Genomic DNA, 12,152 nt, shown 5'->3' with positions numbered 1-12,152 from the left:
CCGCCCGATGAGCGCTTTCGCCCCCGTCACCGTCGATGCCGGCCAACGCTGGAATGCCCAGGATTACGCCATCGATGCCGGATTCGTTCCCGCACTTGGCAGTGCCGTCGCGCGCCTGCTTGATCCCCGTATCGGCGAACGCATCCTGGACCTCGGCTGTGGCGACGGCGTGCTGGGCACCGAGCTGGCGCTCAGCGGCGCGATGGTGACCGGCGTGGACGCCTCGCCTGAACTGGTGGTCGCCGCGCGTGCGCGCGGCCTCGATGCACGCGTGATGGATGGACACGCACTGGCCTTCGACGGTGAATTCGATGCCGTGTTCAGCAATGCCGCACTGCACTGGATGCAGCAGCCCGACCGGGTGCTGGCCGGCGTGCGTCGTGCACTGAAGCCCGACGGACGCTTCGTCGCCGAGTTCGGCGGGCATGGCAACGTCGCGAAGATCATCGCCGCCATCCAGGCCGCGCGCGTTGCCCATGGACACGCACCCAGTCGCTTCGCTTGGTACTTCCCCGACGCGGACAGCTACGCTGATCGGCTGCGCCAGCATGGCTTCCACGTGCAGTTGATCGAAACCGTGCAGCGCCCCACGGCACTGCCCACCGGTGTAGCCGGCTGGTTGCGCGTGTTCGCCTCACCGCTGCTGGACGACCTGTCCACCGAAGCCGCCTGCGACGTGCGTTCGGCGGTCGGTGCCCTGCTTGCGGACCTGCCCCGCGATGCCGCGGGCCAGCCGCTGGCCGACTACGTGCGCCTGCGCGTGCTCGCCCGTCGCCGCTGAACTTGACCCCATTCCCCACGTACCCGATGTTTGATAACGCAACTTCCTGCCAGGCCATCGCATGATCCCCGCACCCCGCACCCTGTACGACAAACTGTGGGACACCCACGTGGTCGTTCCCGAAACCGACAGCGCGCCCGCCGTGCTGTACATCGACCTGCACCTGATCCACGAAGTCACCTCGCCGCAGGCGTTCACCGAGCTGCGCGAGCGCGGCCTGGCGCCACGCCGCCCGGACCGCACCAAGGCAACGATGGACCATTCCACGCCCACCCTGCCGGCCGCTGCCGATGGCACCCTGCCCTATGCCAGCGCCGCATCCGAAGCGCAGGTGGCGATGCTGGCGCGCAACTGCGCCGAGCACGGCATCGAGCTGTTCGACATGAGTTCCGAAAGCCGTGGCATCGTGCACGTGATCGCACCAGAGCAGGGCTTCACCCAGCCGGGCATGACCATCGTCTGCGGCGACAGCCACACCTCGACCCACGGCGCGTTCGGTGCATTGGCCTTCGGCATCGGCACCAGCGAAGTCGGCCATGTGCTGGCAACGCAGTGCCTCCTGCAACGCAAGGCGAAGACCATGTCGATCACCGTCGATGGTCCCCTGGCGCCGGGTGTTGGCGCCAAGGACGTGGTGCTGCACGTGATCGGCGTGATCGGCGTCAATGGCGGAACCGGCCACGTGCTGGAATTCCGTGGCAGCACCATCGAAGCGATGGACATGGAACAGCGCATGACCTTGTGCAACATGTCGATCGAGGCCGGCGCACGCGCCGGCATGGTGGCACCGGACCAGGTCACCTTCGACTGGGTCGCCAACACGCCACGTGGGCCCAAGGATGCGGACTTCGATGCGGCCGTCGCCGAATGGAAACAGCTGCGCAGCGACGAGGGTGCGCGTTTCGACGTGGAAGTGCGCATCGATGCCGTCGATATCCGTCCGACCCTGACCTGGGGCACGCATCCGGGTACCGCGATCGCCGTGGACGCACCGATTCCGCACGCCAATGATGCCGCCGCCCGCAAGGGCCTGGATTACATGCAGCTGCAGGCAGGCCAGGTCCTGGCTGGCACGCCGGTGGACGTGGTGTTCGTCGGCTCCTGCACCAACGGACGCCTGAGCGACATGCGCGAAGTCGCACAGGTGCTGCGCGGCCGGCACGTCGCCAGCGGCGTGCGCATGCTGGTGGTGCCGGGCTCGGAAATCGTCAAACGCCAGGCCGAGGCCGAAGGCATCGATGCAATCGTCCGCGCAGCCGGAGCAGAATGGCGTGAGCCAGGGTGCTCGATGTGCATCGCCATGAACGGCGACCTGGTGGCGCCGGGCCAACTCGCGGTCAGCACCAGCAACCGCAATTTCGAGGGCCGCCAGGGCCCGGGTTCGCGCACCCTGCTGGCCTCGCCGATGAGTGCGGCGTGGTCGGCGGTACGTGGCCAGGTGGCCGACACCCGCGAACTGTTTGCACAGGAGGTGGCTTGATGAGCGGTTTCCGCAGCGTGACCTCGGCCAGCGTGGTGCTGCACCAGACCAACATCGACACCGACCAGATCATCCCGGCCCGCTTCCTCTCCACCACCGAGCGTGCCGGCCTGGGGCGCAATGCCTTCAATGACTGGCGCTGGCAGGCCGACGGCACCCCGAACCCCGAATTCGCCTTCAACCAACCACAGAATGAAGGCCGCAGCATCCTGCTGGCCGGTCGCAACTTCGGCTGCGGGTCCTCGCGCGAGCATGCGCCGTGGGCACTGACCGACTTGGGCCTGCGCGCCATCGTCAGCAGCGAGATCGCCGATATCTTCCGTGGCAATTCGCTGAAGAACGGCCTGCTGCCGATCGTGCTGGACGAAGCCGACGTGCAGGAACTGATGCAGCGCCCGGACGACGAGCTGACCGTCGACGTGGCCAGCCGCGAGCTGCGCACGCCCGATGGCCGCATCTACACTTTCCCGCTGGACGGCTTCTCGCAGACCTGCCTGCTGGAAGGTGTCGACCAGCTGGGCTACCTGTTGGGCCGCGCCCCTGAAATCGAACGTTACGAGACTGAACATGCACGCTGAGATCGTCGTACTCCCCGGTGATGGCATCGGTCCGGAAGTAGCCGCTGCCGCGGTTGCCGTACTGGAAGCCGTTGCCGGGCGCTTCAACCACACCTTCACCTTTGCCGAACACGACATCGGCGGCATCGCCATCGACCGCCATGGCGAACCGCTGCCTGCATCGACCCTGGCAGCCTGCCAGGCGGCCAACGCGATACTGCTGGGTGCGGTGGGGGGACCGAAGTGGTCCGATCCCAATGCCAAGGTACGCCCGGAACAAGGGTTGCTGGCGATCCGTCGCGCGCTTGGCCTGTATGCCAACCTGCGCCCGGTGCGCACCCACGAGGCCGCACTGGACGCCTCGCCGATCAAGGCCGAGCTATTGCGTGGCGTGGATTTCGTCGTGGTACGCGAACTGACCGGCGGCATCTACTTCGGCGACAAGACCCGCACCGCCGATACCGCGAGCGACCTGTGCAGCTACAGCGTGATGGAGATCGAGCGGGTGATGCGCAGTGCATTCCGGCTGGCGCAGCAGCGTCGCGGCAAGGTCACCTCGGTGGATAAAGCCAATGTACTGGAGACCTCCCGTCTGTGGCGTGACGTCGCCGCGCGTGTCGGCCGCGAGGAATTCCCGGAGATCGCGCTGGAACACCAGTTGGTGGATTCGATGGCCATGCACCTGCTGGCCAAGCCGCGCGAATACGACGTGATCGTTACCGAGAACATGTTCGGCGACATCCTGACCGATGAGGCGTCGATGCTGGCCGGCTCGCTGGGCCTGCTGCCATCTGCTTCGCTGGGGGAGCCGGGTGCGGTCGGCATCTACGAACCGATCCATGGTTCGGCTCCGGACATCGCGGGCAAGGGCATCGCCAATCCCTACGCGACGATCTTCAGCGCAGCCATGCTGCTGCGCCATTCGTTGGGCCTGGAAACAGAAGCAGCCGCCGTTGAAGCGGCCGTGCATGCGGCGCTGGATGCGGGTGTGTTTACTGCTGACCTGGCTGCAAAGGGCGAAGCGGCATCCACCGCGCAGGCGACTGCGGCGGTGGTCGAACGACTGCTCTGCTGAATGGATTGTCGGCCCGGTTGTTGGCCGGGCCGGCATCGGTAGCGCCGGGCCATGCTCGGCGGCTCCCTGTTGATGGATCCGGATGGTTTCCGCCGAGCATGGCTCGGCGCTACCGCAGGAAACTGGCAAAGTACTTCTGCCACCAGCCGCGACGGGGCTCAGCTCGCCTGGCCCACCTCACCCGGCTTTACCCGAAACCACGCCGCGTACAGCGCCGGCAGGAACACCAGGGTCAACACCGTGCCGACGATCAGCCCGCCCATGATCGAGATCGCCATCGAACCGTAGAACGCACTGCGCGACAGCGGAATCATCGCCAGCACCGCCGCCAGCGCCGTCAGTACGATCGGCCGGAAGCGGCGCACCGTGGCATCGATGATCGCGTGCCAGCGATCATGCCCCGCATCGATATCCTGCTGGATCTGGTCGATCAGGATCACCGAATTGCGCATGATCATGCCCGCCAGCGCAATGGTGCCCAGCAGCGCCACGAAGCCGAATGGCACGCGGAAGATGAGCAGGAACAACGTCGCGCCGATGATCCCCAGTGGTGCGGTGACCAGCACCATCGCCGCCCGCGAGAAGCTGCGCAGCTGCAACATCAGCAGCGTGGCCACCACCACCAGGAACAGCGGCATGCCCGCCGCGATCGAATCCTGGCCGCGGGCGGAATCCTCCACCGTGCCGCCGGTTTCCAGCAGGTAGCCGCTGGGCAACTGGGCACGTACCTCGTCCAGTGAAGGCAGGATCTGCCCGACCACGTCCAGTGGCTGCATGCCATCGCCGATGTCGGCACGCACGGTCACCGTCGGCAGGCGGTCGCGGTGCCAGATGATGCCGTCCTCGAAGCCATGTTCCAGCGTCGCCACCTGGGCCAGGCTGATGCTGCCCCCGTTGGCGGCCGGCATCGACAGGCTGGACAACAGGTCCAGGTTGGCCCGCTCGTCGGCCGGGCCACGCAGCAGTATTTCAATCTGGCGGTTGCCCTCCCGGTATACGCTCACCGACTGCCCGGCCAGTGAACTGGCCAGGAACTGGCTGACCTGGGCGCTGCTTACGCCCAGTGCGCGTGCACGATCCTGGTCGATCACCAGCCGCACTACCTTGCTCGGCTCGCTCCAGTCCAGGTTGACGTTGATGGTGTGCGGGTTGGCACGTACCTTGGCTTCCACCTGGCGCGCGATCGCCTGCACCTGCGCGATGTGTTCGCCGGACACCCGGAACTGCACCGGGTACCCCACCGGCGGACCATTCTCCAGCCGGGTGACGCGCATCTGCACGTCCGGGAATTTCGGCACCACCTCGTGCAGCAGCCAGTCGCGCGTGGTCTCGCGTGCCTTGGTGTCCTGCGCCAGCACCACGAACTGGGCGAAGTTGGTCGCCGGCAACTGCTGGTCCAACGGCAGGTAGAAACGCGGCGATCCGGTGCCGACGTAGGCGACGTAGTTGCTGATGCCCGCGCGGTCGGCCAGCAGCTTCTCCAGCTTGCCCACCTGGTCGCGGGTGGCATTCAACGATGCGCCTTCGGCAAGCTCGATATCCACCATCAGCTCGGGGCGGGTGGAATCAGGGAAGAACTGCTGCGGCACGAAGCGGAACATCACCAGCGACAGCGCGAACAACAGTACCGTCGCTGCGATCACCCACCAGCGATGGCGCAGGCAGGCATCCAGGAACCGGCGGAAACGCACATAGAACGGCCGCTGGTAAGGGTCATGGTCATGGCCATGCAGTGGTGGTGCGACCAGGTATGCCAGCGCCGGGTAGCGATCGGCCCAGCGCTGGCGCTGCGCATGCCAGCGTCCGGCGATGCTGGTCGGCTTCGGCGGCTGCCGGTTGAACAGGTCCGGCAGCATCTTGTCACCGAGGTACGGAATGAACAGCACTGCGGCAATCCACGACACCACCAGCGCGATGGTGACCACCTGGAACAACGATCGGGTGTACTCGCCGGTACTGGATGCAGCCGTCGCGATGGGCAGGAAGCCGGCGGCGGTGATCAACGTTCCGGTCAGCATCGGGAACGCGGTGGATTCCCACGCGAAACTGGCCGCACGCAGGCGATCGTAGCCCTGCTCCATCTTGGTGGCCATCATCTCCACCGCGATGATCGCATCGTCCACCAGCAGGCCCAGTGCCAGCACCAGCGCACCCAGCGAGATCTTGTGCAGGCCGATGCCGAAGTAGTGCATGACGAAGAAAGTCATCGCCAGCACCAGCGGGATGGTCACCCCGACCACCAGCCCGGTGCGCAGCCCCAGCGAGAAGAAACTGACCAGCAGCACGATCACCACTGCCTCGGTCAGTACCTGTACGAACTCACCCACCGACTCTTCCACCGCCTTGGGTTGGTCGGACACCTTGCGCAACTGCATGCCGGCGGGCAGGGTCTTCTGCAGGCGTTCGAACTCCGCGTCCAGGTGCGTGCCGAGGGCGAGGATGTCACCACCATCCTTCATCGCCACCGCAAGCCCGATCGCGTCGGCCCCCATGAAGCGCATCTTCGGCGAGGCCGGATCGGCGAAACCACGCTTCACTTCGGCGATGTCGCCCAGGTGCACGGTGCGCTCGCCGGCGCGGATGGGAAACGCGCCGATGGCATCGATGCTGTCGAACTGCCCACTCACCCGCAGTTGCACGCGGTCGGTGCCGGTTTCAAAGAAGCTGGTGCCGGTGATCGCATTCTGGTCAGCCAGTGCCTGCTGCACCTGCTGCATCGATACCCCCAGCGTGGCCAGCTTGGCATTGGACAGTTCAACCCATACCTTTTCGTCCTGCAGGCCGACCAGGTCGACCTTGCCCACGTCCGGCACGCGCTGCAGTTCCAGCTGGATACGGTCGGCATAGTCGCGCATCACCGCATAGTCGAATCCCTCGCCGGTGAGGGCGTAGATGTTGCCGAAGGTGTCGCCGAATTCGTCGTTGAAGAACGGCCCGACGATCTCACGTGGCAGCGTGGCCTGGATGTCGCCGACGCGTTTGCGCACCTGGTACCACAGCTCCGGGATCTGCTTCGAACGCAGGTCGTCGCGCGCCATGAAGATCACCTGCGACTCGCCGGGGCGTGAGTAAGAGCGGATGAACTCGAACTCGCCGGTATTCATCAGCGCCTTCTCGATCGGCTCGGTTACCTGCCTGGAGACCTGTTCGGCGGTGGCACCCGGCCACAGCGTGCGCACCACCATCGCCTTGAAGGTGAATGGCGGGTCCTCGGACTGGCCCAGGTGCTTGTACGACCAGATGCCGATCAAGGCGAACGCCAGCATGGCAAACAGCACCAGTGGGCGATTGGCCAGGGCCCATTCGGAAAGATTGAAGCGGCGCACCGGCTTATTCCCCGCCCTTCGGAGCAGCCGAGCCGGCTGCGGCAGCGACCGGCTTCAGCACCGGCCGGTTCTGCCGGTCCACCGCCACCACCGGCTGCCCGGAGCGCAGCAGATGGCCGCCCGCGGCCACCACCCAGTCGGTAACGGACACACCGGTATGTACGGGTACCGCGTCGCTGCCATACGCCCCGACGGTTACCGGCACGGCCTTCAGGCGCGATGAAGCAGGCTCCACCACCCACACGCTGGCACTGCCATCGTCACCACGCTGCACTGCCGCCAATGGCAGCTGCAGGGTCCCGTTGCGGCCTGCGCGACTGTAGACCCGGGCGCTCTGCCCGAGTTCCACGCCATCCGGCACGGCATCGTCCAGGCTCACCCGCGCCGCGTAGGTCCGCGTCTGTGCGTCGGCGGCACCGGCGATCTCGCGCAGCGTTCCCGGCAGCATCCGCCCGGCGCGGTTCCACAATTCCACCTGTACCGCCTCGCCCACCGCGTGATCGCCGATCGTGGCTTCAGGCAGTGCGATCAACACTTCCCGCGCGCCATCGGCGGCAAGCTCGAAGACCGCCTGGCCAGCGGAAACCACCTGCCCCACTTCGGCCTCGCGGTGGGTGATCACACCGTCGGCAGGCGCATGCAACTGGGCGTAGCCCGCCTGGTTGTCCAGCACATCCAGGTTGGCGCGCGCCGCATCCACCTGCCCCTGCGCGGCCTTCAGTGCGGCGGTCTGCTGGTCCAGCGTCGAGCGACTGACCAGTTGCTGCGCCGCCAGGGTTTCATAACGCCGATGATCGTCGCGGGCGCGCACCAGGTCGGCCTGCGCGGCAGCCAGCTGTGCCTTTGATGCCCGCGCCTGCAGCGCGAAATCGGCGACATCCAGTTCGGCCAGCAGTTGGCCCCGGCGCACATGCTGGCCGGCATCGACCGCGCGCGCGACCAGCTCGCCGCCGACGCGGAACGACAGCGTGCTTTCCTGGCGTGCACGGATTTCACCCGGATACACCCCGGGTGCCTGCCCACTCACCCCGGCAGGATGGACCACCAGCACCGGCACGGCAGCCTCCGGCGCGTCCTTGTCGCCGGAACAGGCCGACAACACGGCCATCCCCAATGCAATTCCCATCCAGCGCACGATCTTCATCGGTTGTCGTCCTGATAACGCAGCCATAGAGTGACAGGGCGCCGCAGCAGCCCGGTTTATTAAACTGACCGGTATAGTATAAATATCAAACCGATTGGTCTAGTATTGGCGGGATGATGTGTCCCTTCTCCCGTAAATCGGCTGCCAAACCGCCCACGAAGGCTGCCGGTCCCGGTCGCCCGAAGGATCTGGGCAAGCGTGCGGCCATCCTGGAAGCAGCCAAGGCATTGTTCATAGAGCAGGGTTACACCGGGGTAAGCATGGATGTAATCGCCGCCCAGGCCAATGTCTCCAAGCTGACCGTCTATAGCCATTTCGGCGACAAGGAAGCGCTGTTCACCGAAGCGGTGAAGTCAAAATGCGTGGAAATGCTGCCCGATACGCTGTTCGTCACCGATTCGGAGGGCCCGCTGCGCGACCAGTTGCTGGGCATCGCGCATGCGTTCTTCGACCTGGTCACCTCCGATGCGGCCGTCTCCGTGCAGCGGGTGATGATGGCGCCGGAAACCGATGATCGCCTGCGCGAAATGTTCTGGCAGGCAGGTCCCAGGCGCACCACCGAAGCGCTGGCCGAGTTCCTGCGCGCCCGCGCGGAACGCGGCGAACTGGACATCCAGGACTTCCCGACCGCAGCACTGCAACTGATGACGCTGGTCAAGGGCGAGCTGCACACGCATATGATGTGCGGGCTGCAGCCGGTACCCGATGCTGGCGGCGCACGCCAGCATGTGGCCGCCAGCGTCGATTTTTTCCTGCGTGCCTACGCCACCCGGCCGGCGGCCAAGGCCGCAGATGGGAAATGACTTCCCCAACCTGAACGAGCCGGAGGTCGAGATGACTTCCGGCACTGCGTTGCCGGCGCCCCGGAATACATGCTCTGGGCGCGCCGCCGGCCTCCGGCACCGGTAAAATGGCCGGCCCACTGCGCTGGATTGGAACCTCATGACGATTGATTACGCCCACGCCCGTGAACTGATGGTGGAACAGCAGGTCCGTCCCTGGGACGTGCTGGACATCAAGGTGCTCGACGTCCTTGCCCGCCTGCCGCGCGAAGCCTTCGTGGCCGAAGCACACCGCGCGCTGGCCTATGCGGACATCGAACTGCCGCTCAACGCCGACCAGAAGATGATGAAGCCGGTAGTCGAAGGCCGCACCCTGCAGGCGCTGGACTTGCAGCCGGGCGACGAAGTGCTGGAGATCGGCACCGGCAGCGGCTACCTGTCGGCCTGCATCGGCGCCTTGGCGCGTGATGTGTTGAGCCTTGAAATCGACCCGGAACTGGCCGCCATCGCACGCACCCGCCTGGATACCACTGGCCTGGGCACGAACGTGCGCGTGGAAGTGGCCGACGCGCTGGCATGGCAGACCGAACGCCGCTTCGATGTGATCTGTGTCACTGGCGCAGTCGACACTGTGCCGTCACAGTTTGCCTCGTGGCTGCGTCCGGGTGGTCGCCTGTTCGTCATCCATGGCCGTTCGCCGGCGATGGAAGCCATCCTGTCCAAGGCCGACGGCAGCACCGAATCGCTGTTCGAAACCGATATCGATTACCTGCGCGGCGCCGCGCCGGCCCCCCAGTTCCACCTCTGAGTCCAAGGAAGCCGCAATGATCCGCCGAACCCTCGCTATTGCGCTGGCCACCGCCCTGCTGCCGCTGTCCGCCCACGCCGCCGACCTGCTGCAGGTCTACGAAATGGCGCGCAACGGCGACCCGCAGTTGTCGGCAGCCGAATCCACCCGGTTGTTCGACAAGGAAGGCGCCGTGCAGGCACGTGCCGCCCTGCTGCCGCAGATCAACGGCGTGGCCACGTTGAACCGCACGCGCACCGAGGCCGATGCGTCGCGTAACAGCGGCACCATCGACGGCCGTCGCCGCAGCTACACCCTCGACGGCAGCCAGACCCTGTTCAACTGGAGCCAGTTCAGCACCCTGCGCGCGCAGCGCGAGCTGAGCAAGGCCGCCGACTTCACCCTCGATTCGGCCAACGACGACCTGATCGTCCGCACGTCTGCCGCCTATTTCAACGTGCTGGTGGCGATCGAATCGCTGAACGCCGCCAAGACCAACGAAGAAGCCGCCAAGAAGCAGTTCGACTTCGCTGACAAGCGCCTGGAAGTGGGCCTCGCCCCCATCACCGACGTGCATGAAGCCCGCGCCCAGTTCGACCAGGCACGCGCCAATACCATCGTGTCGCAGAACACGCTGGCCGACGCCTACCAGGCACTGACCGAACTGACCGGCCAGCCGGTGACCAACCTGCGTGGCCTGCCGGAAGACTTCCGTCCGGAAGTGCCGGCCAACCGCGGCAACGTGGACCAGCTGGTGCAGGATGCCGTCGCGCAGAACCCGGCGCTGAAGGCACAGGAGCTGGCGGTGAGCGCTTCCGAAGCCAGCGTGCAGTCCGCGCGTGGCGGCCACCTGCCGACGCTGTCGCTGGGCGGCAGCTGGGGCAAGACCGCTACCTGGGGTGACAGCACCGGTGCCGGTTCGCTGAGCCCGGATGCACGCACCAACAGCATCGGCCTGACCCTGAACGTACCGATCTTCGCCGGTGGCGCCACCCAGTCCGCGGTCCGCCAGGCATTGGCCAACCGTGACATCGCGCAGGACGGTTACGAGCAGCAGAAGCGTGCACTGGACCGCAACACCCGCAATGCCTACCAGACCCTGGTCGCCGGCATCAGCGAAGTGGAAGCGCGTCGCCTGGCGGTGGTGTCGGCGCAGAGCGCGTACGACGCATCGCAGGTTGGCCTGGAAGTGGGTACCCGCACCGTGCTGGACGTGATCCAGAACCAGCGCATCCTGTTCTCGGCGCAGCTGGATTACGCCAATGCGCGCTACACCTTCCTGCAGAACCGCCTGCTGCTGAGCCAGGCCGTGGGCAGCCTGGACATCGCCGAACTGCAGGACATCAACCGCCTGCTGACCGTCGATGCAGGCAACCCGAGCACCACCGTCGGCAACTGACCGGCGCAGGTTGCCTGGAATGGAAAGCCACCCGCATGCGGGTGGCTTTTTCATTGGGCCCGGTTCGCCTCGCCATCCGCATGCTAGAATATTGGAACAAACATTCCATAAGAAGCGGGCAGATGCCCTCCTCGCCCCGCCATGAGCACTGAAAAATCGTCCTATCCGGGTCGCCCCAGGCAGTTCGAAGACGAGGACGTCATCGACGCTGCCGTGGCAGTGTTCAGCGTCAATGGTTTCGCTGGCACCTCGGCGCAGGATCTCTGCGACGGCACCGGGCTGGGCAGGGGCAGCCTCTACAACGCCTTCGGCAGCAAGCAGGGGCTGTATGAGCAGGCGTTGCTGCGCAGCCATGAACAGACGATGGCGGCGCAGCTGGCCATTCTCATGCAGCCCGGGCCGGTGAAGGCCAGGCTGCACACCCTGTTGCTGTGGGGCATGGACGAAGATCTCAGCCAGCCGGGACAGCACGATGCAATGGTGCTGTTCTCCGCACTGGAACGTGGCAGCAAGGATGAAGCGGTTGCCACGCTGAACCAGGAATACCGGCAGCGACTGGAACAGACCCTGGTTGCGGTGTTCACCGAAGGCCAACGGACCGGCGAAGTGGCTGGCAAGGCATCGGCCATGCAGATGGCACGAGGCTTCCTGGCGGGCTACTACGGCCTGCGGGTGCTGAGCCGCAACATCCCGGACAGGGCGGTCCTCGAAGATGTCGTGGCCGGCCTGTTGATCAATCTCTAAGCCGCGCTGGCCGACGTTCTGTCCGCCGCCTTCCGCCGATTTTTGTAACGTTTATTCCACTATAAGGAGAAGATCGA

At 65.8% G+C, this 12,152-nt stretch carries 10 protein-coding genes; 8 read left to right on the top strand and 2 right to left on the bottom strand.

Features of this window, described 5'->3' with window-relative positions; translation table 11 throughout:
- The first annotated feature begins 7 nt into the window (after positions 1-7).
- The 4 genes from H4O11_RS07610 (at position 8) to leuB (ending at position 3,893) form a co-directional block, all read left to right on the top strand.
- On the top strand, positions 8-781 hold the full coding sequence (locus tag H4O11_RS07610) for a class I SAM-dependent methyltransferase (RefSeq protein WP_182338795.1): 774 nt from the start codon (positions 8-10) through the stop codon (positions 779-781).
- Positions 782-842: 61 nt separating this feature from the next.
- A complete protein-coding gene (gene leuC / locus H4O11_RS07605; protein WP_182338794.1) occupies positions 843-2,261 on the top strand; it encodes a 3-isopropylmalate dehydratase large subunit in 1,419 nt (472 codons plus the stop codon).
- Positions 2,261-2,839 carry a 3-isopropylmalate dehydratase small subunit gene (leuD, locus tag H4O11_RS07600; protein ID WP_182338793.1) on the top strand — a complete coding sequence of 193 codons (579 nt, stop codon included), beginning with the start codon at positions 2,261-2,263 and terminating at the stop codon, positions 2,837-2,839. Before leuC ends, leuD begins: the two co-directional genes overlap by 1 nt.
- Positions 2,829-3,893: a 3-isopropylmalate dehydrogenase gene (gene leuB / locus H4O11_RS07595; RefSeq protein ID WP_182338792.1), complete on the top strand. Its 1,065-nt coding sequence runs from the start codon at positions 2,829-2,831 to the stop codon at positions 3,891-3,893. The genes leuD and leuB overlap by 11 nt, the downstream gene beginning before the upstream one ends.
- 158 nt (positions 3,894-4,051) lie before the next feature.
- On the opposite strand, the gene H4O11_RS07590 is transcribed toward leuB, so the two are convergent.
- Complete coding sequence (locus H4O11_RS07590) at positions 4,052-7,219, bottom strand: efflux RND transporter permease subunit (protein WP_182338791.1); 3,168 nt, start codon at positions 7,217-7,219, stop codon at positions 4,052-4,054.
- A gap of 4 nt (positions 7,220-7,223) precedes the next feature.
- Complete coding sequence (locus tag H4O11_RS07585) at positions 7,224-8,363, bottom strand: efflux RND transporter periplasmic adaptor subunit (RefSeq protein WP_182338790.1); 1,140 nt, start codon at positions 8,361-8,363, stop codon at positions 7,224-7,226.
- Positions 8,364-8,476: 113 nt separating this feature from the next.
- Here H4O11_RS07585 and H4O11_RS07580 point away from each other — a divergent pair, with 113 nt between their 5' ends.
- From H4O11_RS07580 to H4O11_RS07565, 4 genes are all read left to right on the top strand, one after another.
- Positions 8,477-9,166 (top strand): TetR/AcrR family transcriptional regulator, encoded by a 690-nt coding sequence (locus tag H4O11_RS07580; protein ID WP_182338789.1) that lies wholly within the window; start codon positions 8,477-8,479, stop codon positions 9,164-9,166.
- A gap of 139 nt (positions 9,167-9,305) precedes the next feature.
- Positions 9,306-9,953 (top strand): protein-L-isoaspartate O-methyltransferase family protein, encoded by a 648-nt coding sequence (locus H4O11_RS07575; RefSeq protein WP_182338788.1) that lies wholly within the window; start codon positions 9,306-9,308, stop codon positions 9,951-9,953.
- A gap of 16 nt (positions 9,954-9,969) precedes the next feature.
- Positions 9,970-11,331, top strand: a complete 1,362-nt coding sequence (locus H4O11_RS07570) for a TolC family outer membrane protein (RefSeq protein WP_182338787.1) — start codon at positions 9,970-9,972, stop codon at positions 11,329-11,331.
- Positions 11,332-11,472: 141 nt separating this feature from the next.
- A complete protein-coding gene (locus tag H4O11_RS07565) occupies positions 11,473-12,075 on the top strand; it encodes a TetR/AcrR family transcriptional regulator (RefSeq protein ID WP_182338786.1) in 603 nt (200 codons plus the stop codon).
- Positions 12,076-12,152 lie beyond the last annotated feature (77 nt).

Source organism: Stenotrophomonas tumulicola (genome assembly GCF_014117215.1).
Lineage (GTDB): Bacteria > Pseudomonadota > Gammaproteobacteria > Xanthomonadales > Xanthomonadaceae > Stenotrophomonas > Stenotrophomonas tumulicola.
Note: the sequence above shows the minus strand (reverse complement) of the source record. Positions and strands in the feature narration are given on the sequence as shown.